The organism is Pedobacter africanus (assembly GCF_040548825.1).
Taxonomy (GTDB): domain Bacteria; phylum Bacteroidota; class Bacteroidia; order Sphingobacteriales; family Sphingobacteriaceae; genus Pedobacter; species Pedobacter africanus_A.
This window is the reverse complement of sequence record NZ_JBEPSL010000002.1, coordinates 624,710-651,048: the sequence shown is the minus strand read 5'-3', so window position 1 is coordinate 651,048 and position 26,339 is coordinate 624,710. Positions and strand designations below refer to the sequence as shown.

Sequence of the window (26,339 nt, the reverse complement as noted above, 5' to 3'; positions counted from 1 at the left end):
TTTGTATCATACAGTTGAAGCGCTCGATGATACATGAAGGAAGAAGATTTAAGCCGTATTCCGGATGAGGAGCTGCTGCTGCTTTTTAAAGCGGGAGACAGGAATGCGTATGAACAAATCTACAACCGGTATTGGGCCATTATGTATGTGTATGCACGTAAAATAATGGCCGATGCAGATGATGCACAGGATATTGTGCAGGAGGTTTTTACTTACCTTTGGCATAAAGGTGCGGAGCTTAGCATCAAAACTTCCCTTTCTGTTTATTTGTATACTGCGGTGCGTTACCGCATCTTTGATCTGTTAGACCACCGTAAAGTAAGAACGGATTATAAAGCCTACCTGCAGCAATTTATTGATGAAGGAGAATACATTACAGACAATCAGCTGAGGGAAAGGGAGCTGGTTGCGGTTATTGAAAGGGAGGTGGCCCTGCTACCCGCCAAAATGAGGGAGATGTTTGAAATGAGCCGCAACGAAGGACTTTCACACAAAGAGATCGCTGAAAAGCTGGGCGTTTCGGACCTTACGGTAAAAAAACAGGTCAGCAATGCCGTAAAAATCCTCAAAGAAAAACTGAAGCTGTTCTCGATATTCATTACCATCAATTTCTGAGGATAAAATAAATTTTACTTTTATCTACTCCATCTCTTTTACCTAACCTACATATCTCTAAGCAACCTTATTAAAGCTTGGGGAAATGAAGCAAAACTACCTATCGGAAGATTTATTATATAAGTACAAAACAGGCACCTGTACCGAAGAGGAACGGGCCATAGTGGAAAGCTGGCACATTAAGGAATTGCAGCAAAGCAGTTTTATGCCGGATGAAGCTGAACTGGACCGGGCGGGAAAGGCCATATGGGCTGCCTTACCTGTTCATGATGAACAGCCAAAGTCTAAAACAGTTTCGCTTTGGCTTAAATACGGCGCTGCGGCATCTGTTGCTTTAATTTTGGCTATTGGGGGATGGTATTTCTTCAACCCGAAGCCAGGGGCGGAAAAAACAGAAAGCCAGGCCAGCAGATATAAAAATGACGTGCAGCCCGGGGGCAACAAGGCGGTGCTTACACTTGCCGATGGATCGAATATTAGCCTGGACGATGCAGCCAATGGCAAAGTTGCCCAGCAGCAAGGCATTGTGATCAGTAAAACTGCCGAGGGAAAACTAATTTATAGTATTGCCGGACAGAGTAAAGCGAATACTGCGGCTGTTCAGTACAATACCATTGCTACGCCCCGGGGTGGACAATACCAATTGAATTTACCCGATGGGACAAAAGTATGGCTAAATGCAGCTACCTCGCTCCGGTTCCCATCTTCATTTGCAGGACTAACCGATAGAAGGGTTGAGCTTGCAGGGGAAGCGTATTTTGAAGTGGCAAAAAGTAAAGCCCAGCCTTTTGTTGTTAAGGCGGCGAGTCAGGAAGTATTGGTGCTGGGCACTCATTTTAATGTAGACGCCTATTCCAGTGGTTCTACCAATAAAACCACCCTGATGGAGGGGAGTATAAAGTTGAAATATAAGACTAAGGACTACCTGTTAAAACCAGGGCAGCAGGCGGTTATGGCAACTGGTGTAAATATTGAAACTGCAGATACGGAAGCTGTGATGGCCTGGAAAAATGGCAACTTCATCTTTACGGATAACAATATCAAAAATGTTATGGAAGCGCTGCAAAGGTGGTACGACATAGAGGTGGTTTATGAAGGTACAGTGAGCCAGGTAGGCTTCAATGCAGAAATATCAAGAGAAAGATCTTTAATACAGGTGCTTACGGCACTCGAGAAATCGGGAAACATTAGGTTTAAGATAGAGGGGAGGAGGGTGACCGTTATGTAAATCAGAAATCTACATAAAACGTGATCCTGAAAAAGAACCAGGAGTGATTGGACCCACCCCTGGCTAAATGGCCGGATTACTCAATTAAAATATACGAAAGACTATAATCAACTAATTCCAAACCAAACTCTGAAAAACCAGCTTACCACCGGTTAAAAGAGTCTAAACTCAAATGTATGAATTTTTATGCGCTATTTAAGCGCAGGCAATTTGCTTGCAGAGCAAATAAGATACTGCGAATTATGAAACTGACCATTGTCATATTAATCACCTCCTTACTACATGTAAGTGCCGCCGGTTTTGCCCAGCGGATTAGCCTGAACAAAAACAAGGCTTCCCTGCATGAGGTGATCAGGGAGATCAGGAAACAAAGCGGCTACGACTTTGTGATCACCACCCCACAGATCAGGGCTGCGAAGCCTGTGAGCATTAACGTGCAGTACAAGACGCTGAAGGAGGCGCTGGACGAATGCTTTGCAGATCAGCCTTTTACTTATGCGATTGAAGGGAAGATCATTACCATCGTGAACAGACCTGTAAGTGTTGCAGCCAACCCCCAGCCACCGGTGGTGATTAAAGGCCGGGTGAAGGACAGCAATGGGAAAGCACTGCCCGGAGCCTCTGTGATGGTGCTGGGCACCAGACGAGCGGCAATGACGAACGCCGAAGGCTATTTTACCATTGTGGTAACAGAGAAATCTGTGTTGCGCATCAGCATGATCGGCTTTCAGTCGGTTGATGTTCCCGTAAATGACCAGAAAGAACTGGACATAGTTTTGAAAGAACAGGAACAGGAGTTGGGTGAATTGGTTGTGGTAGGGTATGGGCAGATAAAAAAGGAAAACCTGACCACTTCGGTGAGTACCATTACTTCTGAACAGATTACACAAATGCCGACCTCCAATCTGTCGCAGGTTTTTGCCGGACGTATTCCGGGGATACTGGCCCGTACCAGTTCCGGTGTTCCGGGAGCGGATGACGCTACTTTGCTGATCAGGACAACAGCCGGCAGTAATGCGCGACCATTATTGGTGATTGATGGTGTGCCACGCATCGATGCTTCGGGAAATGGGCAGATGGGACTTGGCGATATAGATCCCAATGAAGTAGAGAGCATCTCTGTATTACGCGACAATGCGGCGGGGGCTGTTTATGGCTCCAGAGCGGCAAACGGTGTGATTATTGTGACCACTAAAAGAGGTAAGCTAGGTAAGCCTCAATTTAATTATGTGAGTAATTTGACATGGAGCCGTGCCGGTAAAATGGTAAAAAATACTGATGCCTATACCTATGCGTTAACCCAGAATGAAATTGCACAGAACAATGGTTTGGCTATGCCTTATTCTGCAGCTGTGCTGGATACGATTCAAAGGCAGCTGGCGCCCTATAAATATGCTAATACTGATTGGATTAAACTGCTTACTGGAAAGCCTGCCCTGGTTCAGAACCATAGTCTGAATATCAATGGTGGGGTAGAAGCTGTGAGATATTACATTTCCGGATCTTATACAGATCAGCAGGGGATGTATCCGGGCAACAGTTTGCAGCGCTATACTTTACAAAGCAATTTTGATGTAAACCTGAGCAAACAGTTTAAAGCGCAGGTAAACCTGGGATACAGAACTTCTAATCAAAATATCCGTGGTGGCAGCGGAGCCATGAATACGGCGGTCAATACTTCTCCTTTAACCCCGGCCTATATGCCCAATGGTACTTTTGCTGCGGGTGTTACAAATGCCAATCCGCTGGCGTCTATTTCTGAAAAATCTGGTTACCAATATGTCAAAGATAACTTTTTGACCATGCTGGGAAAACTGACCTGGGAACCAACCTTTTTAAAAGGGTTTTCAGCCTATGCCAATATCGGTTCCGAAAAGTTTTTTCAGAGAGATAAAAGCTATCAGGTACCAGTGCCACAGTTCAGACTAGACCCTTCATCGCCAACGGGTTATTTTCAGGCTGCTGGTGCAGGAAAGCCAACCCTTACTGATAAAAACAGTGATGCCAATAGTTATACTGCGGACATAGGACTGAATTATAAGTATCGCTTTGGTAAACATGGCATAGAAGCGTTGGTTTTATATACACAGAGCGAAAGCAGCAGCAACAGCAATAGCGACATGAGGCTAAATCTGGTTGCTCCTGGTCTGGACATCCTGAACCTGGGCTCAACAGTTGGTGAAGTTACCAGTGGTAACCGTACTTTGTTTGCCAGGGCAGGATATGTTGGCCGTTTGAACTATGATTTTGATAATCGTATATTTTTTGAAAGCAGTTTTCGCTATGATGGTTCTGTCGCATTTGCCCCTGGCAACAGATGGGGCTTTTTCCCGGGAGCATCTGCTGGCTGGATGATCTCGAGAGAAAAATTCTTTGCTGGTTTGAGTAATGTAGTGAATTCCCTAAAAATAAGGGCATCAATAGGACTAACAGGAGATGATGCTGTAGGTGCCAATAGCTATTATTATACGTATGGAATAGCCAATACAGGGAACACGGCGGCAGCTCAGGCACCGTTTGGTTATATTTTTGGGACAGCTTATACACCTACGTTTTACCTGGCCAATGGTAGTCTGCCGAATGAAAACATTACCTGGGCCAAAAACAGACAGGAAAATATAGGTATTGATGCCATGCTTTGGGGCCGTAAGTTGGGGATCACTTTTGATATTTATCAAAAAAACCGGTATGATATGCTGAAATCGAGCGATGCAGTATTGCCGGGTACATTCGGAATTAGTGGCCCAATTCAGAATTTTGCCAAGATGCGGGATAGGGGCTTTGATTTGGAACTAACCAGCGAACAGCAATTGGCAGCAGACTGGAAACTGACTTTAAATGCGAATGTTACCTATGTACGTACCGAGTGGATAAACAACGGCACCAAACTGTTGCCTGACTATCAGCGCATGGAAGGGCGGTCTACCAATGCCCAGGTAGGTTATCATTCATTGGGCATTTTTCAGAATACTGCGGAAATTGCCGCCTGGCCGGTAGATCAGGACGGATTGAAAAACGCCAGTATCAAACCCGGGGATATCAAATTTGCTGACCGCAACGGGGATGGTAAATTAACAGTGGATGATCAGATCTGGATGGACAATATGGGCTTTCCGCCAATCAATTTTGGTTTTGGATTTAACCTGAAACACAAAGGCATGATGTTGAGTGCGTTTTTTAATGGGGCTATGGGTGGGTACATTCGTTATGCCATTAACTCTAATTGGCAGTACATGTACGACAATTCCTGGAGACCAGGCAATGAAAGCGCGAAATATCCAAGGCTGGCCTCATCTACCAATAATTCCAGAAGTTCGGACGCTACCCTGATCAAAGATGATTTCCTGAGGTTAAGGGATGTCCGTTTGAGCTATGAATTGCCTAAAAAGTGGCTGGATGTGGTAAAACTGAAACAGGTAAGGTTATATGCGCAGGCATCTAACCTGTTTACCTGGACTTCTGTATTGGGGGGGATAGACCCCGAAACCCCGAACCTGGGAACAGGTGGGGCTAGTGGTGGTTTTTACCCAAATCAGAAAAATATTGGCTTTGGTGTAAATGTTAACTTCTAAACTTACGGAAATGAACAACAGATATATATTCATAGGAATTACAACAATAACCTTGTTGTTTGGCTCCTGCAAAAATGTGCTGGATATTAAGCCGGTTGATCGGGTGAACGACCTGGTGTTGTGGAGCAATCAGGATATGGTGCTGAATTATACGGCAAATTTTTATGCCCAAATGCAAAGCGGATTTTCTGGTCCGCACCTGGGTTCTTCTATATTTACCGGCAACTTGTTATCGGATCTTACGGATGATGCCGAAGTAAATAGTACGGTTTACAGCGCTTATTGGAATGGTGCATACGATGCATCTAACTCGCCTCTGAATGGTTTGTGGAACTCCACAAGATGGGCGTACATTCGCAGGGCCAGTATTTTTATTTCTAAAGTAGATGCTGTTCCTGGTGATGCAAGCCTCAACAACAGAATGAAGGCAGAAATTCGGTTTTTGAGGGCTTATTATTACTTCGACCTGATGAACTGGTTTGGCCCATTGCCCATTATTACCGAGGCCCAGAATGAACTGGATGAGTCAGCTTTTGTGGCAAAAGCGACTAAAGACCAGTTTACTGATTTTCTGGTGAATGAATTAACTGAAGCAGCAGCAGCTTTACCTGCTACTTATGGTACTGCCGACTGGGGTAGGGCTACTAAAGGAGCAGCTTTGGCTATGAAGGGACGTATTCAGCTGTACGCTGGCAGATGGGCGGATGCTGCGGCAACTGAAAAAGCCATAATAGACCTTAAGGCGTATGCTTTGCAAAATTCGTATAGTGCGGTTTTTGCCAATAACAATAAAATGAATACTGAAGTGATCCTGTCGGTGCAGGCCAATGGCGATAGGGCGCAGCGTTATCATTCTTTTGATCTGTACAATCAGCCTCCTGCATTTGGCGGCAGGGGCGGAACGCTCCCTACCCAGAACCTGGTAGACGAATATGAGATGCAGGCTACCGGTTTGCCCATCACAAATGCTTTATCCGGTTATAATCCGCAACAACCATATGTAGGGCGTGACCCGCGGTTTGCTGCTACAGTTTTGTATGACGGGGCAACTTTTAGAGGACGCGCCATGCAGCTGTACAATGGCGGACAAGATCTGACCGTTTCAGGCAGTATCATTGCTGGTTGGATTACCAATACCGGTTATTACCTGCGGAAGTTTACGGATGAGAGTATCAATTTTGCCGATGCCAATGCGGCGAGTAGCCAGAACTGGATATTGTTCAGATATGCCGAAGTGCTGCTGAATTATGCAGAGGCCCAGAACGAAGCTGTAGGGCCGGATGCCTCTGTTTATGATGCGGTAAACCAGGTAAGAAAACGGGCCGGAATGCCAAACCTGCCAACCGGCCTTTCGCAGGTAGATATGCGCACTGCCATCAGACATGAACGCAGAATTGAACTGGCCTTTGAAGATGCACGTTACTGGGATGTGAAGCGTTGGAAGCTTGCGGTGAATTTATTCTCGACAGCAACCAATCCGATAAAAAAAATGGAGATTGTAAGGGATCCGGTAACTGGGGTAAAAACCTATACGGTAAAAAATGTGACCAAAACCAGGGTTTTCCAGGAAAAACACTACTTGTTCCCATTCCCGAATACCGAACTGAGCAAACCGGGTAACAAAATTGAACAAAACAACGGCTGGTAGGCTGAGGAGCGTTAACAATAGAACAATCAACAACACATAAATCCATAAAAAATGAAAAGAATAATTTTATCAGCAGGCCTGCTGATCGGCTCCCTGTTTGCCTCTGCCCAGATGAGCGAGATACACGGGACTGTAAAACCTGATAAGGCGACTATAAAGGAAAACATCGCTTTAATGAAGATTGAAGACGGCCAGCCGGTAGTAGTTGCCACTACTGCACTTGCGGGTGATGGTTCATTCGGGTTTTTATTTAAACCGGAATATGAAGGTTTTTACGCCGTGGGTTCTCCTGACCTGCTGAAAGGCCAGTTTCCTGTTTATATTAAAGCAGGCGATAAGGCGGAAGTAACGTTTGATAGTGTAAGTGCAGAGTTTACTGGCACAAACACGCCTGAAAATACGGTTTTAAGTAAATGGGCAAACCTAACCAGGAACTTAAAACGGAAGTCTGTTTATTTCATGGGGACGTTTAGTACCTATGAAGATTTTTTTCCGGAACTGACTGCCGTTGCTGCGCAGACTGATGCTTTCAGGAAAACCATCCATACTAAAAATCCACGTTTCAATGAACTGATGAGGAAAGTGACTTTTTATGATATGGATTTTTATGCGGTTAATTTTCTGCGTACACCGCGTTCAAAACACCCGCAGAAATCCGACCGTCCGGCCTATTACGGCACTATTGTAGAAAAAAACAAATTCACCGATGATGATGTGCTGAATACACTATACGGAACCCGGTATCTGGGCATGTATGCAGATTTCGCTGCGGGCTCACCAAGTACAGTGGAACAAAGGCTTGCATTTTTGAGTACCAACCGGCAAAAGGGCGAATATATTCTTTCGAATGAAGCAAGGGCAATGAAATCGTACGACAAGTACAAAACAATGGTGGATACCTACGGCCAGTATTTACAAAGCCCTAGCCAGAAACGAAGGCTGGACGAAATGAGTGCAGCGCTTTACAATACCAAAGCAGGGGGCGTAGCTGCCGATTTTGAATACCCTGATCATAACGGCAACATGGTTTCTTTAAGCGCCCAGAAAGGCAAAGTTGTTTTAGTGGATGTTTGGGCAACCTGGTGCGGGCCATGTAAAAAAGAAATTCCTGCTTTAAAACAGTTGGAGGAAGAAATGCACGGTAAGGATATTGTGATCATGAGTGTGTCTGTTGATGAAGCCAAAGACAAGGATAAATGGTTGAAAATGATCAAAGACGAAAACCTGAAGGGAGTACAATTGTTTGCCAGCGGCTGGAGTAAAATTACCAAAGACTACAAAATTACCGGTATCCCACGTTTCATGGTATTTGATAAAGAGGGAAATATTGTAACTGTAGATGCCCCCCGCCCGAGCGACCCTAAATTAAAAGAATTGCTGGAAGCTGAACTTAAAAAGTAATCAAATACAAGATCAAATGAAGACATTAAATGCTATAGTCCTGCTTACTGCAGGACTATATTTAATACCAGGCACAGCTATTGCACAGCAAAAAAGCCCGGATATTGAATTTGTTAAAAGAGCACCTGTATTCCGGTGGTTAGATGATGATCATTACAAAACCTACCGTTCGGGTGATGTGTTTGGCCGTGGAGAGGAAATTATTGTAGACGTTTTAAACGGAAAAGAAAGTACCGCAGAACGCATTCGCGCTAATGCGCCCAGAATTGGTATCGGAAAAAATGGCACCGTTGTTATTGCCAAAACGGCAACCGCTAAAGCCGATACCCTTAAGGGCCTTCAAACCCCGGTGCTGTCTCCGGATTCTGCAAATATTGCCTATACCAAAAATAAAAATCTATATGTGTATAACGTCGCAGATCGTAAAGAATGGCAGGTAACTACAGACGGCTCCGAAACCATTTACAATGGCTGGTCGTCATGGGTATATAATGAAGAGATCCTGGGTAGAAGCATGGCTTATCGTGCTTTTTGGTGGAGCCCCGACAGCAAAAAAATAGCTTTTATGAGATTTGATGATACCAAAGTCCCTGTTCATTACATGGTTGATGATTCGGGTGTTCATCAAAAACAAATTGCCATCCCTTATCCCTTACCCGGAGATGCCAATCCTGAAGTAAAAACAGGCATTTTAAATCTGGCCAGCAAAAAGATAACCTGGGCAGCTTATGATGCGAAAGCAGATCAATACTTTGGCATGCCCATATGGACACCTTCATCTGATCAACTTTGGGTACAATGGATGAACCGCGGGCAGGATACGCTTAAAATTGAAGCCATAGACTTGTTAAACGGCAGCCGTAAAGCGATTTATACAGAAACTCAGAAAACCTGGATCTCTCTTGATCAGGAAAACCGGGTAAGGTTTGTTCCCTCAAAAAGGCAGTTCCTGTTAATGAGTGATAAAAGTGGCTGGATGCATATTTATGCTCATAGTATGGATGGCAAGCGCTTAAGGCAACTTACGAGTGGTGACTGGACTGTAACCGAAATAAATCATGTGGATGAAAAAGGAGGTTGGGTGTATTTTACTGCTAAGAAGGAAAATTCTACCCGCTTAGACCTTTACAAAGTAAAACTGAGCGGTGGTAAAATAGAAAGATTAACTTTTGGCGATTATACGCACCGTTTTGAGCTGTCGCCAAATGCTAAATATTTCATTACTACCTACGCTAATTTTAAAACTCCGGGCAAGGTAGCGCTGGTTGATCAAAATGGTAAACTCATTAGAACACTTTTTGATTGCAAAGGAAAGGATTATGAAAAATACCAGCCCCTGGCTACTAAATCTGAGATCATCGGGGTGAAAACTCCGGATGGATTTGACCTTCCTGTGCGGATTATGTATCCCCAGGGTTTTGATAAGAATAAAAAATATCCGGTAATGGCGATGGTTTATGGCGGACCAAATTCGGAAGTTGTAAGCGATTATTATATAGGTGACTATACTGAAAAATTAGATGAGCAGGATAACCTGATCAGAATTCAGATGGACCATCGAGGGTCAGGACATTTCGGTAAAGTTGGACAAAACTATATGCATCGTGACCTGGGACATTGGGAAATTGAAGATTACAGTACTATAATCAATTACCTTAAAAAGACTTATGCTTTTATTGATGGTTCAAGGATAGGTATCAGTGGTTTTAGCTATGGTGGCTACATGTCGGCCCTGGCGCTGGTAAAAGCACCTGATGTGTTTACAGTCGGTTTAGCCGGCGGAAGTGTTACCGATTGGCATTTGTATGATAGTGCTTATACCGAAAGGTATATGGACAGTCCCAAAGAAAACCCCGAAGGTTATAAAAGTTCCAGTGTATTTACTTACGTGAAGAACTTAAAAGGTCATTTGAGCCTTGCTCAAGGTACTATGGACGATAATGTACATATGCGCAATACCATGAAATTGGTAGATGCCTTGATGGAAGCTGATAAAGACTTTGACCTGATGTTTTATCCGGGCGCAGCCCATGGCTGGTTCTATTTGCCGCATAAAGCTAAGTTTGAAAGAAGGGCCAGGGAAGCTTTCATTAAAAAATACCTTTTTCCATAAACTACTCCTGTAAATAAAATACGATGTAATTGCTATTTTATCTAAGTTTGTAGCAATGATGGTTATGCGGGTTATTTTTCTGGTCTGTTTATTTTTTGCCTTCCCTGCTGGGAAAGTAAATGCGCAGGTTGTAGCCCCGCTACCAGACAGCACCGCAGTAGTAAAGAAAAAATATACCCGGATAGTAAGGGATTCTGCTTTTTATGCCAGGCAGAAGTTTGTGACGGATTCTATTCTGTCGCATACCTGGCTGCTTCCGGATTCCCTGATTGACAGGAATATCATTATTGACAGTATTTTAAAAGCCAATACCTACGGGCGCTCCGGTTTATATACGCGGTATAAGGATTTCAAAACTTCCGAAAAAGTAAGCCGTTATCAGACCGGGACGCCCGTGCTTAAAGGGAACCTTTGGGTGCTGGGTGTTATTGCTTTATTGATGGTACTGTTTGCCTCATTAAAAATCTCGTTTTCCAAGCAGCTGCAGACCATTGTGCAGTCTTTTTTCAGTAACAGGATTTTAAATAACCTGAACAAGGAAGATAATTTATTTACCTCCTGGCCATTTTTGTTGTTGTTTGTGCAGTTTGGCTTTACCATCGGGATGTTCTTTTACCTGGTAACGCAGTATTACCATATGTCGTTTGCCGATACTGGTTTCCGCTTTTATGTAAGCATATCCCTGCTGATTGTTGTGCTGTACGTGTTGAAAATTGTGCTGTTGCGCTTGCTGGGTTATCTTTTTAACGTTCAAAAGGCCGTAAACGAGTATGTTTCCATATTATATTTAAGTTATTTTAATATTGCCCTGATGTTTATACCATTGGTGATCGCTTTTGCGTTATCTCCTTTAAAGTATGGACCTTATTATATTGCAATTTCCTTTATTCTGCTAACTATTGTCTTTGTTTTTCAATTTATTAGGGCTGGCGTAAATATTTTATCTCATTATCGGTTTTCAAAAGTATATTTATTTTTGTACTTTTGTGCCCTCGAAATCTGCCCTATATTAATATTAATCAAGGCAATAGGATTATAAAAGCGGTAATTAGGTAAAATGCAAGAAATGACAGACGATAGGTTACGCAAAGTTAAAAGTATATTGGTAACCCTACCAAAGCCAGAAACAGAAAAGTCTCCATATTTTGATTTGGCAAAGAAGTACAACCTGAAAATTGATTTTAGATCATTCATTCACGTTGAAGGCGTTCAGGCCAGGGAATTCAGAAAAGACAAAATTACGTTAAGCGATTTTACTGCAGTAGTGTTTACCAGTAGAAATGCAGTTGATCATTTTTTCAGGATCTGTGAAGAAATGAGATATGATGTTCCTGCCGACCTGAAGTATTTCTGTATATCTGAGTCGACCGCACTATACCTGCAAAAATACATTCAATATAGGAAGCGTAAGATCTTTTTTGGCAAGCAAACAGCCGCTGATCTGGCCGAGGTGCTGAAAAAGCATGCTGATGAGAAATTCCTTTACCCTTGTTCTGATGTGGCTACAGAAGATACCATGAACTTCCTGCAAAAGAATGGCTACGATTTTACCCCGGCTGTTTTGTTCAGGACAGTAGTGTCTGATCTTTCTGATCTCGCTGAAGTTTTTTACGATATTATTGCATTCTTCAGCCCATCCAGTATACAGTCACTGTATACAAATTTCCCCGATTTTAAACAAAATAACACTCGAATTGCCGCCTTTGGGGTGAATACCCAAAAAACTGTGACAGATGCAGGTTTAATCGTTGATATAGCTGCTCCTTCACCAGAAGCGCCTTCTATGATCATGGCAATTGAGAATTATATAAAGAAATCGAATAAATAAAGTTTTCCTGTTGCTTTATAGTTTAAAAAATTTCTCAAAAGTCGTTATCTAGGCAATAAAAATGCCAGAAATCTGTATTTTTTTATTTTAAGTCACATTTTTATGACCTAATAATTGTTTATATCAATCAAAATTGATAAAATTGTTATAAAATTGCTTGACGCTAATATATGAGAAACGTATACTTGGTTGCTTTTATTGCCATCACTGCATTATTTTCCAGCTGTGGAAAAGGAGGACAGGGAGAGCTGGTGGGAGTTTATAATAGAAAGTTCAAAAACAACAGGATCCCTTTAGGGATGGTATACATCCCCCCTGGTCGGACTTTAATCGGGATGTCTGATGAAGATATCAATAACACACAAAGTTCTCCTACCAGGATGACTTCTTTCAGTGCTTTTTTTATGGACCAGACAGAGATTACAAATGCCGAGTACCGGCAGTTTGTGAACTGGGTAAGAGATTCTGTGGCCATAACCATGCTTGGCCCATCTGGCGCACCTAATTTCTACAAGCCTGCCCCGACAGGGCCGGGTGGCGGAGCTGCCCTGGGTGCCAACAGGAATATCGACTGGAGAAAAGTGGGGAACGGTTCCACACTTTGGAGTACCAGAAATAACGGATTGGGTAACAAACTCAACGATATGTACTATAGCGGAGCTGATGCGCTGCCTGGTCGTAACGAAATAGACATCAGGAAGCTGAAATATGCTTACAGCTATGTAAGTACCGACCTGGCCGTTGAAGGCAGAAAAGACCCTTCGAAAAAGAGACAGGATTTTATCATCACTTATACGGATAGCCCGGATCCGAGCAATCCAAATCATCACCCCTCTGTTGCAGTTTACCCGGATACCTTGGTTTGGAAGGTAGATTATTCTTACTCCCAGAACGATCCTATGGTTAAAACCTATTTTAACCATCCATCTTACGACGACTATCCGGTAGTAGGTGTAACCTGGGAACAAGCCAGTGCGTTTTGTGTATGGCGTACGCGTTTCTATGAATCAGTTGCTGTTGCCAGAAAACAGCCTCTAAATGCAAGACCAGAATACCAGCTCCCAAGTGACGCTCAGTTTGAGTATGCAGCAAGGGGCGGAAATGTAAAAACAAAATACCCTTGGGGAGGTCCTTATGTGCGTAATACAAAGGGCTGTATGCAGGCTAACTTTAAGGTTGGACGTGGTAACTATTCTGATGACGGCGGTTTATATACAGTAAATGTAAGGTCTTACTTCCCTAATGACTACGGATTGTATAATATGGCCGGTAATGTTGCGGAATGGACCATAACAGCTTATAACCAATCAGCAGCACCAATGCTGCTCGATTTCAATCCTAACTTTACTTATGTGGCCAAAACAGGCGACAGCAAATACATGAAACGTAAAGTGGTTAGGGGTGGCTCATGGAAAGACATCGGCTTCTTCCTTCAAAATGCCGTGGGTACTTATGAATATCAGGACCAGGCCAGATCTTATATCGGCTTCAGGTGTATTTCAGCTTATCCAGGTACCGATATTACTTATAGAAACTAAAAAACAAAAAATAAAATTCCTTATTAACGAACAAAATGGCTGCAAAGAAAAATTTCGATTGGTTACATGTTGCAATATCCTGGGGTGCAAGTATTGTAATTGTGGGTGCACTTTTTAAAATCCTTCACCTGGGTGGTGTATGGGGAAATTATATGATTGGTGTTGGTTTAGGGGTTGAGGCCATTTTATTCTTCTTAACAGGGTTAAGACAGCCGGCTCAGGAACTGCCATGGGAAAGGGTTTACCCGGAACTGGATGATAATTTTACCGGTGAACTGCCGAAAGCTACTGTTCGTCAGGCTGCAGCTCCTGCAGCATTTTCTTCTACTGCTGCCCTGGACAAAATGCTGGCAGATGCCAAAATTGGTCCGGAACTGATTGAAAGCCTCGGTACTGGTTTACGTACATTTGGTGATAAGGTTGCTGCCATATCTAATGTTGCAGATGCTTCGTCGGCCACCAGCGAATTCACTGGCAAGTTAAAAACTGCATCGGCCAGCTTTGATACATTAAATGGGGCCTTCGAAAAGGCTACTTCCCAATTGGTAGAAATGGGCAATAGCAATACGGCTTCTACAGCGTATCATGATCAGGTAAATGCATTGGCTAAAAATCTTTCTGCTTTAAATGCAGTATATGAACTGGAACTTCAGGATTCAAGCGCACATTTGAAATCAATGAATAAGTTCTACCAGAACCTTTCATTAACAATGAACAACTTCAATGAATCTATGGAAGATTCAAAACAGTTTAAAGAAGAGGTCGGCAAACTGGCCAAAAACTTATCTTCTTTGAATGCTATTTATGGCAATATGTTGTCTGCTATGAATCAGCCACGTATATAATTAGTAAGAATCAGTTAATATTTAACCACACAGACCTAATTAAAAATGGCCGGAGGAAAAGAGACAACGAGGCAGAAGATGATCAATATCATGTATTTGGTATTGTTGGCTATGCTTGCTTTGAACGTATCTGATACTATATTGAATGCTTTTAAAAACATTAATGATAGTTTGGTGTCGTCTAAAACAAATGTAAATACAAGCATTGACCAGTTATTTTCATCGTTTCAGGATACAAAATTAAAAGATGAACCAGCAAGGGCGCAGCCAATCTGGGAAAAAGCCAATAAAGCTAAAGCTTATGCTGATGAACTTAACAATTATGTTCAGCAGTTAAAAGACAAGTTTCTTGAAGCCGGAGAAGGAATCAACGAAGAGACCGGAGACATCAAACTGAGGGATAATCTGGATATTGCACAGGGGATCATGGTAAACCAGAAAGAAGGCTTTAAACTGAAAGCAAAAATTAATGAGACCAGAGAAAAGTTGATGTCCCTGTTTGATGAAAAAGATAGGGCAGGTCTGACCTTTACACTGGAAGCAAAGGATGCTGTAAAACGTGTAAATGGAAAAAAAGAATGGGTCGACATCAATTTTGGGGAAGGAACCCCGCTTACTGCTGCCAATACCATTCTGAGTAAAATCCAGTCTGACACGAAGAATGCAGAAATAGAAGTAGTTAAAAAGCTATTTGGAAACATGGACAAAGCTTTGGTAAACCTGGATCAGTTTGATGCGGTTGCTGTGGCACCAAGTTCATACGTAATACAGGGCCAGCCTTATACCGCGCAGGTATTTTTAACTGCAAGTGATTCGAGGTCTACACCTTCCATCACCGTTGGCGGAAATGCATTGTCTGTAAAAGATGGTAAAGGTACTTATACCGGTGGAACAGGAAGTGTTGGCGTGTTTAGGTGGAAAGGGGTAATCAGCGTGAAACAGACTGACGGTACTGTAAAACAATATACAACCCCTGAGCAAAGTTACCAGGTGGCCAAACCTTCGGCAACGGTATCACCAGATAAAATGAACGTGATTTATGCAGGTATTGCAAATCCTTTCTCTGTCTCGGCTGCTGGTTTCCCGTTGGAAAGCGTAAATGCAAGCATTTCGGGCGGATCAATCAAAAAAGTAGGAAGCGGACAATACTCGGTTAACGTTGGTGGTGATCAGGTTGGCAAGACCTTAAGCATCAATGTTTCTGCAAGTAATGCAGGTAAAACATTAAACCTGGGCGCGCAGCAGTTCAGGGTAAAGGCATTGCCTACACCAAGGGCTTATATTAAAGGTAAATCCGGTGGTAATGTTCCTTTAGAGTGGATTGAAGGCGCCGGATCAATTGATACCCAGCTTGAAGATTTTGTATTTGATGTGAAATTCAGAGTGGTACGTTTCTCTGCAACCTTTATCAATCCCCGTTCGGATGCTGTTACCATTGCCAATAACGGCGGCGGTTTTGGCGGACAAATAAAAGGAGCCCTGAATTCGATTAAACCTGGTGCAACCATCATATTTAAGGATATTGTTTGTGAAGGACCGGATGGAAGACAAAAGGTTTTGGATGGAATTACATTTGTAGCTAAATAATATAGTGATGAAAAACATTGTAGGTATTATCGTATTTCTGCTATTGGGCATAGGTGCTTATGCCCAGGTGAAGACTGCAACTCCGGCAACCCCGGTAGCTGCACCTGTAGACACCGTTAAGAAGGCAAAACTGAAGATTAAGACCCCACCGAAAGACGGGTACGCTGTGCGGACAGATGTAGATAGTAATGTGATGGTTCCTTATGCCGATGTCAGGGAAGAAGATGTATACTATGCAAAACGCATCTGGCGTGAGATTGACTTGAGGGATACGATCAATTCTGTATTGAAAGCAGAAGATGCCAAGCTGATAGATATACTGCTAGAAGCAGTAGGAAACGAAGAGCTTACAGTGTATTCGCCGAAAGACACCACCGCCGGGAAGATACTGGAAGACAATGATTCGTTCCGCATTGCCTTGACAGCGCAGCAGGCCTTGCAAGGTGCCAGAGGGGTAACGGAAGGTGTTGCCGACTCAGTAAGTGGGAAAATCGGCGAACCAACCTTAAGAAAACTGAGGTCTGATGAGTTCCTGAAATACAGGATCAAGGAAGACTGGATACTGGATACCAAACGTTCTATACTGGAACCCAGGATTGTAGGCCTGGCGCCGATGAAAATGGTTGAGGGCAACTGGCAGCCGGTATTCTGGATTTACTATGATGATGCAAGGGAATTGCTGAGCAAGAAGCGACTGGTAAACCCCTTGAATGATGCTTCGCAGCTTACTTTTGATGATTTCTTTGTGAGGCGATTGTTCTCCAGCTACATTGTGAAGGAAACAAACCCTGCCGATAAGAATATTGTGGATATACTGGGACAAACAGATCCTAAGGATACCAGAAAGCTATACGAATCTGAAAGGATTAAAAAGTCTATATCAGATTACGAGCAAAGTTTGTGGGAATATTAGCCTTAGGTTAAAACCTATAGAAAGCCTCAATGGATAACATTGGGGCTTTTATTTTGAGAAATGATCGAATACTGTTCTCACCTGGGCCCTGGTAAGCACTGCTGCAAGTTGCTCTTCATTCGCTGCCTTTATTTTTTTTACGGATTTGAAGTGAAGCAGGAGTTTTTCGGCTGTACTCTTTCCGATTCCGGGAATTTCTTCCAGCTCCGTTTTAAGTGTGCCCTGATCTCTCTTTTTCCGGTGGAAGGTGATCCCGAAGCGGTGGGCCTCATCACGCAGCTGCTGGATAACTTTTAACGTTTCTGATTTCTTATCCAGGTATAAGGGATAAGGATCGCCAGGGAAGAACAATTCCTCCAGTCGTTTGGCTATACCAATTACAGTTACCTTTTTCTCTATCCCAAGTTTCTTTAAACTGCTCATGGCTGATGAAAGCTGGCCTTTACCACCATCTATGATGATGAGTTGGGGCAAAGTGTTTTCTTCTTCCAGCATGCGCTTATATCGCCTGTAAACAGCTTCTTCCATAGTGGCGAAATCATTCGGCCCCTCAACGGTTTTGACATTGAAATGCCTGTAGTCCTTTTTGGAAGGTTTCGCATCTTTAAAGACCACAATGGCCGATACCGGATATTTGCCCTGGAAATTGGAGTTATCGAAGCATTCAATGTGTACAGGTAGTTTTGTTAAGCCAAGGTCTTTCTGCATTTGCGAAAGGATCCGGTCTGTGCGCAGATCGGGGTTCAGTTTTTCGTACTGATTGAGCTTTTCTTTTTTAAAGAAGAGTACATTTTTCTGGGACAGTTCCAGCAGTTTCTTTTTTTCGCCCAGTTTAGGGACAGTGAATTTCAGGTTTTCGTCGGCCAGGGTAATATCAAAAGGAACGATAACTTCTTTTGAAGTACTGTTAAAGCGGGTCCTGAATTCTGTAATGGCAATGGTGAGCAGTTCTTCATCGGTCTCGTCCAGGCGTTTCTTTATTTCGATGGTTTGGGTCTGGATGATGCTGCCATTCATTACTTTCAGGTAATTTACGAAGGCATAGCGCTCGTCTGAAGCAATGCTCACTACATCAACATTGGTAATGGCACTGTTTACCACGGTAGACTTGCTCTGGTACTTTTCCAGTACCTGCAGTTTGCGCTGGTATTGATGTGCATATTCGAAATTCAAATCGGAAACGGCTTTGCTGATCACCTGTTTTACACTTTTGATGACGCTGCCGATTTTCCCGTTCAGGATATCTTTGATTTCTTCGATATTGCTGCCGTAGTCGGCTTCGTTCTGATAGGCCTGGCAGGGGCCTTTGCAATTACCGATCTGGTATTCAAGGCATACTTTAAATTTCCCATCATCAATATTTTTAGACGTAAGGGGCAGGTTACAGGTGCGTAGCGGATAAGTCTCTTTGATGAGGTCCAGAATGGTATGCATCATACCTACCGAGGCATAGGGGCCAAAATACGTTGAGCCATCTTTTATCATTTTCCTGGTCCAGTATACCCTTGGAAAGGGTTCTTTTTTAATGATGATCCAGGGGTAGGTCTTATCATCCTTGAGCATGATGTTGTACCGGGGCTGGTGCTTTTTAATGAGACTGTTTTCCAGCAGCCAGGCATCAATTTCGGTATCAACGATGGTAAATGTTATTTTGCGGATACGGGAAACCAATACTTTGGTTTTCCCGTTCATCTGGTTGTCTTTGTTGAAATAGGAGCCCACCCGGTTCCTCAGATCTTTAGCCTTGCCGATATAAATAAGTGTACCATCTGTATCCCAATACTGGTAAACTCCAGGTTTATGAGGTATGTCGGTCAGGGCCTTTTTATAATCGAAAGCACTCATATGGGTAGACAATAGTAATTAAAAACCCAGTTTCTCGTCCAGTTCAGTTTTTTGCTCCTGCTGCTGGTATTGATTGCAGTCGTAGGTAATGGACACCCCATTTTTAGGGACTTCAAAATCTGCCTGCGAAATTTTCAGTTTAGGATTGGCATAAACACGTTTCATAAAGCCCGCAAAAATAGGCAGGGCAGTAGTGGCACCATCACCTTGTGCGGTACTGATAAAATGGAAGGCCCGGTCTTCACAGCCTGTCCAAACACCGGCAACCAGTTGCGGTGAGATGCCCATGAACCAGCCGTCGGAGTTGTTTTGTGTAGTTCCGGTTTTTCCACCAATAGCGCCTTTAACACCGTATTTGCCTGCCAGGCGCCAGCCTGTTCCGTTGGTCACTACACCCCTGAGCATACGGGTCATGACATAAGCTACCTCTTCATTCATTGCGGGTACAGGAATGGGTTTTTCATTATACAATACCACACCGTTGCGGTCTTCAATCCTTACGATATAAGTAGGTTTGGTCCATACCCCTTTATTTGCAAAAACGCTGTAGGCACCTACCATGTCATAAACAGAGGCATCAAAGGAGCCCAGTGCGATAGATGGATAGGCCGGCACATCAGAGGTGATCCCCATTTTTTTTGCCAGTGTGGCTACCGCAGTAGGGCCAACCTGTTTCATCAAATACGCTGCGATATAATTCTGTGAAAGGGCCAGGGCTTTTTGCAGGGTGAGGTATCCAGGGACTGTTCCTGACGATCTTGGTGTCCAGGGCTGGCTTCCCGGCACCTCGATAGTTACCGGTTCATTAAGTACGCTGAAACAAGGTGAGTAGCCATTTTCTATGGCCACTGCATAGGTAAAGGGTTTTGCGGTTGAACCTACCTGCCTGGTACCCATTTTTACCTGATCGTATTTAAAGTGTTCATAGTTGATGCCGCCAACCCATGCTTTAACTAGCCCCGTCTGAGGGTCCATAGCCATCATGGCATTTCTCAGCAGCATTTTATAATATTTTACGGAGTCAATAGGCTTCATCAACGTATCGATGTTTCCTCGCCAGGTAAAGATGCTGAGTTTGGTTGGGGTGTTGAAGTCTTCCTTAATCTCTTTTTCAGATTTGCCTTCGAGTTGAAGTGCTTTATACCTGTCTGACCTTTTCATTCCCTGCTCGATCTGCATTTCCTTTCCTTTGAAAGGATTGCGCCCTTTCCAGCTTTTTATGAACGAGGCCTGCAGGATTTTCATGTATTCTTTCTGGGCTTCTTCGGCATATACCTGCATGTCGTAGTTAAGCGTAGTGTATATTTTCAGCCCATCCCTGTCCAGATCGTAGGGTACACCATTGTTTAATATGGAACGCTCCTGAAAGATTCTCTTGATATCACTTTTTAAAACTGTTCTGAAATAAGGGGCAATTCCATCATTTACAGTAGCAGCGCTAAACCTTAATCCCAATGGCTTTTCCTTTTCTGTATCGAGTTCCTGCTGGCTAAGCAGATCTGCTTTCACCATCAGGCCCATGATGGTATTTCTGCGGGCCAGTGAACGTTCAGGGTTACGGGTAGGAGAGTAGCGGCTGATTCCTTTTAATATCCCGATCAGGGTGGCCGACTGGCCTACAGTTAATTTATCCGGGGTGGTATTGAAATACACCCGTGCAGCCGATTTGATGCCGTAGGCCTGGTTCCCAAAATCAACGGTGTTGAGATACATCACCAGGATCTCTTCTTTGGTGTAGTTGCGCTCCAGTTTAACGGCAATTACCCATTCCTGGAACTTCTGAAGGATACGTTTGAGAAAATTCTTCTGGCGGCCTTCCTCTGAGAACAGGTTGAGGGCAAGCTGCTGGGTAATGGTACTTCCACCTTGTTTTTTACCGACAATTGCATATAAGAATATGGTAAAGGTACGTTTGAAATCTATACCCGAATGCTCTTTAAAACGAACATCTTCTGTGGCAATTAAGGCATTGATGACGTTAGGAGAGATTTCCTGATAGCTTACACTGGAACGGTTCTGTACAAAATAAGTTCCCAGAACACGGCCATCATCGGCCAGGATCTCTGAAGCCTGGTTGCTTTTGGGATGTTCAATGTCTCTGAATGAGGGCAGTTCACCAAATAAGCCAAATCCAATTGCTATAATGAACAGTGCAAATAATATCATCCCACCGATCAATAACTTCCATAATCCATAATTATACTTCCTGATGTCCTCTTGCGAAAGTTTTTTGTTCATTTTAATAATTGTTTTTAAAAAAATCCAGGTATTTCTTCAGCAGGTCTTTACTGGTTAATTTATCGAAGTTCTCCTTGCTGATGATAAAGCTGGTATACAGGCCAGCCGGTACCTTCATGATTTGTTTGAGCTGAGGGGTTATTCCATCAGCATATGTTTTTGCGTCCTCAAAATTACTAAAGTTCCCTACATATATGAGCTGATCATTGTCAAATTCTTTTAACTGGTGTCTCAGATTCTGTCCTGCATAATTGCCCCGGTTAAATTGTCCAATACCAAAACGCGAAGAACTGAGTGTTAGTGTAGCGTCGGCCACATCAATTACATAATAGTATACGGCAGACACGGCAGTGCTAAAGATTCCTTCCGTTTTAACCGGCACAGGTGTTGCTACCGCAGGTTTGGCTGCTTCCGGTGTTGGTACTGTGGCCGGCGGATTTACAGCTACAGGCGGATCTGCTTTAGGAACTACAGGAGCAGCGGCCTGAGGCGGTTGATTGTTGGTGGCAACCGGAGCCTGATATATGCTAAACGGAGGTTCGTTGGGGTCAAAGTCTAACAGGGCAATTTTCCTTTTTTGAAAATCGGATAGGTGTGCATTGATATAGGCGATATGGTCTTTTACCAGTGGCGTAATTAACCTGTCATCCGGATAAACACTGATCAATGAGTTAAATGCATTTAAAAGCGTGTCTACATGACTTGTACGCCCAATGGCAATGGCTTGCAGGTAAGCGTACTGGGGGGCCAGGTAATTTTCCTGTGCACTGATGAGCGCCTGGTTTACCCTATGTATTACACCTGCAAAGTCCTTTTTCTGGTATTGTTCAAAGACCTCATTGTAATCCTTATTGATGGCCGTTTCCCTTTCGGTTTGTCTCAGAGAGAAGGAAGGGTCCAGAATGATTTTTGCATAATTGGAGTTTGGAAATCCTTTGAGTACCCTGTTCTTATAGTCGTCTGATTTTGCCGCATCTTTATTTTTGTTGATCAGGAACAAGCTGTAATAGACGGCCGCCAGATGATTGTTCTCCGGAAAGCGGCTTAACAGGGTCTGGTAAACGGCTGCAGCTTCTGCCGGATCGTTCAGTTCCTGTAAATAGAAACTGGCAATATCATAGTAGGCATCAATGATCTTCTGATTGGATCTGCCCAGCAGTTCTGGTGTCAGGGGCAATGCATCTGTATAGGCTTTTATATCAGCAGTTCTGTCTGCAGCAGGCTCAGGCTGTCCGGCGTTTGATGCGGCACCATTGGAGGTATTGTTTGCAATATCCTGGGTAGTGGTTTGTGCTGATGAACGGATGCTCTGACGCCAGTTGTTCTCTAATTTTCTGTTTCCCCATTTTTTCTTGAAATCAGAAAAGCCTTTGCTGATGGCGGCCGCATTGTTGAAGTAGAAGGTAGATGAAGACTGCCCTCTGCCCGGAGTGTTTTCGTTTGAACGGAATGGATTGCTGCCTGGAGCGGCAGTTGCTTCATTTGCAGGTAGAGATTTTTCAACCGGAGTGAACATGGCCTGAATTTTAGCTTGTCTTTGCTGCTCGGGAAGACGGGCAACGGCCTGTAGCGTATCTTCGTCGGCAATGATCTGATACCGTTTAGTTAAATACTCCAGGTTTTGATTTTTTTTAACAATGGCATCATAACCCGGGTAATTCCTGGGTAAGGTATTCACCGCGCTGTCGTAATACAGCTTTGCATTGAGGTAGTTGCGGAATTGTTTTAAATCCAGATCGGCCAGCTTTAAATAGGAAATGCCTTTTTGGTATTGGTTTTTTGTGCTTTTCTGAACCGATAGCAGGTAATTTTTTTTTGCTTCATCGTAAGCGCCGTCGGCCAGGAAACTCTCTGCAATCTGATAATAAATCTGATCGGTATAATCTTCATTTTTGTCGTCCTTCAAAAGGCGGAGGAGCTCATCCTGTTTGTTGATGGTTTTGTTGCTGAGCAGGGCATTTAGTTTGATCCTGCTGAGGTTGGCATTAAAATACATCTCGAAAGGGGCATTGCTCTTTTGAACCCTGCGGTAATTCAACATTGCTTCAGGGTAATTCTTTTGCTGTTCTGAAAGCTGGGCGAGTATGTAGGTCCACCGTATTTTATGCTGACTGTTATTGCTTGCTTTGATCGCATCTTTCAAAAATGAAATGGCTTCAGGCATTTTTTGCTGGTATATGCACATCTGGGCGAGGGTTGCAAGCGGCTCCGCAGAATTTTTCTTCAGGTCGGTTAGTGCATACACCATGGTGTCGAGTACCAGGTTTGCTTCCGTTAACCTTCTTACCTGCATCAGGCTGCGTGCCTTCCAGTTCAGTGCTTCTATAAAACTCCTGGTATTCTTTCTGTAAGTTTTTGCTGCATAATCAAAATATTCTGCTGCATTGAAATAGTTCCCTTTAAAGAACTGCGCTTTTCCCAATAGGATATAGGCATCGTCAAGATAGTTACTGTAACTCTTCTCCAGAATAATCACCTGTGCTTTTTTGATGATATCGTCCATCGCTTTATCGGCTCCGGAGCCGCTTTTTACCATAAAGGTGTCGTCAACTTCGGGGCCAATGTAAACAGGAAGCACCTGCTCATAATTGTCAGTATAGGTTTCAGTAAGTTCCTGTTGGTGGGTATCGAGTATTACATTTGAATTGTAAATGTAATTGTAGCGGGCAGTGAGGTTTTGCATACCCCTACCTGTAGCAGTATCTTTTTGCGCGCCGCAGGAATATATTATGCTCAGGCATAAGCTAAATAATATTACCTTTAAACTGTGAATAGCGTAATTTTTCAATAGGATGAGTTAAAGCTTATAAACAATAAAATACATACAAAAGTATTTTATTCAACCATAACTTCTTAACAAAAGATATTTTATTTATAAGACCTATGAATATGAAAGATCCTGAACAGCGGAAAAAAGGCTTAAACACCTTTGCCAGATATTCCTCTATCAGTTTTCAGATGATTGTAGTGATTGGTGCTTTTGCCTTTGCCGGTTATAAAATTGATGAATGGAGAAATTCAAAAACTCCGATTTTTACAGCAGCACTAAGCCTGGCGGGTGTAGCTGTTTCCATGTACCAGGTTGTGAAACAATTGAATAAAAATGATTCCTGATTGTTGAAACCGATAGTTATATATACTTTTGTGAAAAATATAGAATTGAGCCTGATCAAGTTTACCCTTTCCTATTTAGTATATACAGCCATTTTAGGTCTTGTTGCTTATTTTCTGCCCTTAGCTCTGCCCGGTGTAACGTTGTTGGTATCCAAATTCTGGGTATTATTTATTTTTTTGGCGGGCATTACTTTTATAGCTTATATTCTTGCTGATTTGGGTATGAAAAGAAACCCTGAAGCCGGAATTATGGCCATTATGGGATCAATAGCATTGAAGATGCTTTTTTCTATGGCTTTTGTGCTGATTTACAGCCAAAATACGAAAGAAAAAGGGCTTGTTTTGGTGCTAAATTTTTTTTCTTTATATTTATTGTTCAGCTTCTTTGAAATATACTCTTTGTTACGTAACTTGCGCCACCAAAATAAATAGTAAAAATCTGCGACTAAATGGATTGTAGCCACGTTTTTAAGTTTAAAGTGAATAGGTTAATTGTTGTTTTTGCGCTTTTTTTAGCGTTTTTTTCTGTTACGTCGCCAGCTTTTGCCCAGGTTGACAGTGCTGTAGTTGCACCTGATTCTGTTGCCTTAACTGCTCCTGCGCATGCCGAGCAACATGGCACATCACATGGAAAAGAAAAATTTGAACCTACAAAGGTAATTATGGAGCACATTGCGGATTCGCATATGTGGCATTTATGGGGGCATACTTCTTTACCACTTCCGGTAATTGTTTATACGCCTGCAGGTTTGGATGTGTTCTCTTCAGGTCATTTTCACCATGGAGAACACGATTATGCAAGTTCAAAATATACTTATCGTTTGGTAGAAGATAAAGTAAAGATTGTTGGTGCCGATGGCCAGGTTGATGAAGCGCTTTCAGCTCAGTTGCTCGATTTCTCTATTACCAAGAACGTTGCGGCAATGTTTGTTGCTATTGCTGTTATTCTGATTGTGTTTATCTCTGTAGCATCGGCTTATAAAAAACGTGTAGGTAAAGCACCTAAAGGTTTACAGTCATTTATTGAGCCGATCATCCTTTTTGTGAGAGATGATATTGCAAAACCTAATATCGGGCATAAGTATGAAAAGTTTATGCCATACTTGTTAACCGTATTTTTCTTTATCTGGATCAACAACATGCTGGGTTTGGTTCCTATCTTTCCTGGAGGTGCAAACGTAACCGGTAATATAGCCCTTACATTTGTACTGGCGATAGGTACCTTGCTGATCGTAAACTTAAATGGTAACAAGTATTATTGGAAACATATCCTTTTGCCGGACGTGCCATGGTGGTTGTATCCGATCATGATCCCTGTAGAGCTTATCGGTGTAATTTCTAAGCCTTTTGCCTTGATGATCCGTTTGTTTGCCAACATCACGGCAGGTCACATCATTGTACTGAGCTTAATTTCACTGATCTTTATATTTGAAACTTTGGCTATGGCGCCGGTGTCTATTGCATTCGTGTTGTTTATGGATGTGCTGGAATTGCTGGTGGCATTTTTACAGGCCTTTATTTTTACATTGCTTACTGCGCTGTTTATTGGAATGGCAGTAGAGGAGCATCATCATTAATTAGAAACTATTTTTTACAAATTATATATAAATTAAATTAGTTATGGTAGGTTCAATCGCGGCGATAGGTGCCGGTTTAGCAGTAATTGGTGCCGGTATCGGTATCGGTCAAGTTGGTGGAAAAGCAATGGAAGGTATTGCTCGTCAGCCAGAAGCTGCATCAAAAATTCAAACTGCGATGATTATCGCTGCTGCCCTTATCGAGGGTGCTGCTTTATTCGGTGTGGTAGTTTCATTATTAGGCTTACAAGTTTAATAGCAAACAGAATTATTTTTA

The 26,339-nt window shown here is 42.9% G+C and carries 19 protein-coding genes; 16 read left to right on the top strand and 3 right to left on the bottom strand.

The window, feature by feature from the left end:
• Positions 1–33 precede the first annotated feature (33 nt).
• The 12 genes from ABIE26_RS12905 to gldN all read left to right on the top strand — a co-directional run bounded on the left by ABIE26_RS12905 (position 34) and on the right by gldN (position 17,288).
• Positions 34–615, top strand: coding sequence for an RNA polymerase sigma factor (locus ABIE26_RS12905; protein WP_310142323.1), 582 nt, complete (start codon positions 34–36; stop codon positions 613–615).
• 85 nt (positions 616–700) lie between these two features.
• Positions 701–1,843 carry a FecR family protein gene (locus tag ABIE26_RS12900; protein ID WP_310142324.1) on the top strand — a complete coding sequence of 381 codons (1,143 nt, stop codon included), beginning with the start codon at positions 701–703 and terminating at the stop codon, positions 1,841–1,843.
• Positions 1,844–2,085: 242 nt separating this feature from the next.
• Complete coding sequence (locus ABIE26_RS12895; RefSeq protein ID WP_310142325.1) at positions 2,086–5,415, top strand: TonB-dependent receptor; 3,330 nt, start codon at positions 2,086–2,088, stop codon at positions 5,413–5,415.
• A gap of 10 nt (positions 5,416–5,425) precedes the next feature.
• Positions 5,426–7,063, top strand: coding sequence for a RagB/SusD family nutrient uptake outer membrane protein (locus ABIE26_RS12890; RefSeq protein ID WP_310142327.1), 1,638 nt, complete (start codon positions 5,426–5,428; stop codon positions 7,061–7,063).
• 51 nt (positions 7,064–7,114) lie between these two features.
• Positions 7,115–8,464, top strand: a complete 1,350-nt coding sequence (locus ABIE26_RS12885; RefSeq protein WP_310142328.1) for a TlpA family protein disulfide reductase — start codon at positions 7,115–7,117, stop codon at positions 8,462–8,464.
• Between the two features lie 16 nt (positions 8,465–8,480).
• Entirely contained in the window at positions 8,481–10,577 is a 2,097-nt protein-coding gene (locus ABIE26_RS12880) for a S9 family peptidase (protein WP_310142330.1), read from the top strand.
• 55 nt (positions 10,578–10,632) lie between these two features.
• Complete coding sequence (locus tag ABIE26_RS12875) at positions 10,633–11,616, top strand: DUF4271 domain-containing protein (protein ID WP_310142332.1); 984 nt, start codon at positions 10,633–10,635, stop codon at positions 11,614–11,616.
• Between the two features lie 18 nt (positions 11,617–11,634).
• Positions 11,635–12,405 carry a uroporphyrinogen-III synthase gene (locus ABIE26_RS12870; RefSeq protein WP_310142334.1) on the top strand — a complete coding sequence of 257 codons (771 nt, stop codon included), beginning with the start codon at positions 11,635–11,637 and terminating at the stop codon, positions 12,403–12,405.
• Positions 12,406–12,575: 170 nt separating this feature from the next.
• Complete coding sequence (locus ABIE26_RS12865; RefSeq protein WP_310142335.1) at positions 12,576–13,943, top strand: SUMF1/EgtB/PvdO family nonheme iron enzyme; 1,368 nt, start codon at positions 12,576–12,578, stop codon at positions 13,941–13,943.
• Positions 13,944–13,978: 35 nt separating this feature from the next.
• Positions 13,979–14,788, top strand: coding sequence for a gliding motility protein GldL (gene gldL, locus ABIE26_RS12860; RefSeq protein WP_310142337.1), 810 nt, complete (start codon positions 13,979–13,981; stop codon positions 14,786–14,788).
• A 45-nt stretch (positions 14,789–14,833) separates the two neighbouring features.
• Positions 14,834–16,375 (top strand): gliding motility protein GldM, encoded by a 1,542-nt coding sequence (gldM, locus tag ABIE26_RS12855; protein ID WP_310142338.1) that lies wholly within the window; start codon positions 14,834–14,836, stop codon positions 16,373–16,375.
• A 7-nt stretch (positions 16,376–16,382) separates the two neighbouring features.
• Positions 16,383–17,288 (top strand): gliding motility protein GldN, encoded by a 906-nt coding sequence (gene gldN, locus ABIE26_RS12850; protein WP_310142339.1) that lies wholly within the window; start codon positions 16,383–16,385, stop codon positions 17,286–17,288.
• Between the two features lie 48 nt (positions 17,289–17,336).
• Here gldN and uvrC read toward each other — a convergent pair whose 3' ends face one another.
• The 3 genes from uvrC to ABIE26_RS12835 are packed head-to-tail and all read right to left on the bottom strand — an operon-like array spanning position 17,337 to position 24,054.
• Positions 17,337–19,133, bottom strand: a complete 1,797-nt coding sequence (uvrC, locus tag ABIE26_RS12845) for an excinuclease ABC subunit UvrC (protein ID WP_310142340.1) — start codon at positions 19,131–19,133, stop codon at positions 17,337–17,339.
• 18 nt (positions 19,134–19,151) lie between these two features.
• Positions 19,152–21,371, bottom strand: a complete 2,220-nt coding sequence (locus tag ABIE26_RS12840) for a transglycosylase domain-containing protein (protein WP_310142341.1) — start codon at positions 21,369–21,371, stop codon at positions 19,152–19,154.
• 1 nt (position 21,372) lies between these two features.
• Positions 21,373–24,054: a gliding motility protein gene (locus ABIE26_RS12835; RefSeq protein ID WP_310142342.1), complete on the bottom strand. Its 2,682-nt coding sequence runs from the start codon at positions 24,052–24,054 to the stop codon at positions 21,373–21,375.
• Positions 24,055–24,260: 206 nt separating this feature from the next.
• Between ABIE26_RS12835 and ABIE26_RS12830 the strand changes: the two genes are divergently transcribed.
• Genes ABIE26_RS12830 through atpE form a run of 4 tightly spaced genes read left to right on the top strand, consistent with a single transcriptional unit; the run spans position 24,261 to position 26,318 of the window.
• Complete coding sequence (locus ABIE26_RS12830) at positions 24,261–24,485, top strand: AtpZ/AtpI family protein (RefSeq protein ID WP_310142343.1); 225 nt, start codon at positions 24,261–24,263, stop codon at positions 24,483–24,485.
• Between the two features lie 30 nt (positions 24,486–24,515).
• Positions 24,516–24,917: a hypothetical protein gene (locus ABIE26_RS12825; protein WP_310142344.1), complete on the top strand. Its 402-nt coding sequence runs from the start codon at positions 24,516–24,518 to the stop codon at positions 24,915–24,917.
• Between the two features lie 17 nt (positions 24,918–24,934).
• Entirely contained in the window at positions 24,935–26,062 is a 1,128-nt protein-coding gene (gene atpB / locus ABIE26_RS12820) for a F0F1 ATP synthase subunit A (protein WP_310142345.1), read from the top strand.
• Positions 26,063–26,105: 43 nt separating this feature from the next.
• A complete protein-coding gene (gene atpE, locus ABIE26_RS12815; RefSeq protein ID WP_084237872.1) occupies positions 26,106–26,318 on the top strand; it encodes an ATP synthase F0 subunit C in 213 nt (70 codons plus the stop codon).
• The last annotated feature ends 21 nt before the right edge of the window (positions 26,319–26,339 follow it).

Bases quoted from the DNA above. Each gene is read 5' to 3' on its own strand.
- ABIE26_RS12830 (WP_310142343.1), top strand. From the start codon at position 24,261: ATGAAAGATCCTGAACAGCGGAAAAAAGGCTTAAACACCTTTGCCAGA.
- ABIE26_RS12875 (WP_310142332.1), top strand. From the start codon at position 10,633: ATGATGGTTATGCGGGTTATTTTTCTGGTCTGTTTATTTTTTGCCTTC.
- ABIE26_RS12840 (WP_310142341.1), bottom strand. From the start codon at position 21,371: ATGAACAAAAAACTTTCGCAAGAGGACATCAGGAAGTATAATTATGGA.
- ABIE26_RS12895 (WP_310142325.1), top strand. From the start codon at position 2,086: ATGAAACTGACCATTGTCATATTAATCACCTCCTTACTACATGTAAGT.
- ABIE26_RS12880 (WP_310142330.1), top strand. From the start codon at position 8,481: ATGAAGACATTAAATGCTATAGTCCTGCTTACTGCAGGACTATATTTA.
- uvrC (WP_310142340.1), bottom strand. From the start codon at position 19,133: ATGAGTGCTTTCGATTATAAAAAGGCCCTGACCGACATACCTCATAAA.
- ABIE26_RS12870 (WP_310142334.1), top strand. From the start codon at position 11,635: ATGCAAGAAATGACAGACGATAGGTTACGCAAAGTTAAAAGTATATTG.
- gldL (WP_310142337.1), top strand. From the start codon at position 13,979: ATGGCTGCAAAGAAAAATTTCGATTGGTTACATGTTGCAATATCCTGG.
- ABIE26_RS12835 (WP_310142342.1), bottom strand. From the start codon at position 24,054: ATGCAAAACCTCACTGCCCGCTACAATTACATTTACAATTCAAATGTA.
- ABIE26_RS12905 (WP_310142323.1), top strand. From the start codon at position 34: ATGAAGGAAGAAGATTTAAGCCGTATTCCGGATGAGGAGCTGCTGCTG.
- ABIE26_RS12900 (WP_310142324.1), top strand. From the start codon at position 701: ATGAAGCAAAACTACCTATCGGAAGATTTATTATATAAGTACAAAACA.
- gldM (WP_310142338.1), top strand. From the start codon at position 14,834: ATGGCCGGAGGAAAAGAGACAACGAGGCAGAAGATGATCAATATCATG.
- atpE (WP_084237872.1), top strand. From the start codon at position 26,106: ATGGTAGGTTCAATCGCGGCGATAGGTGCCGGTTTAGCAGTAATTGGT.
- atpB (WP_310142345.1), top strand. From the start codon at position 24,935: ATGGATTGTAGCCACGTTTTTAAGTTTAAAGTGAATAGGTTAATTGTT.
- ABIE26_RS12885 (WP_310142328.1), top strand. From the start codon at position 7,115: ATGAAAAGAATAATTTTATCAGCAGGCCTGCTGATCGGCTCCCTGTTT.
- ABIE26_RS12865 (WP_310142335.1), top strand. From the start codon at position 12,576: ATGAGAAACGTATACTTGGTTGCTTTTATTGCCATCACTGCATTATTT.
- ABIE26_RS12890 (WP_310142327.1), top strand. From the start codon at position 5,426: ATGAACAACAGATATATATTCATAGGAATTACAACAATAACCTTGTTG.
- gldN (WP_310142339.1), top strand. From the start codon at position 16,383: ATGAAAAACATTGTAGGTATTATCGTATTTCTGCTATTGGGCATAGGT.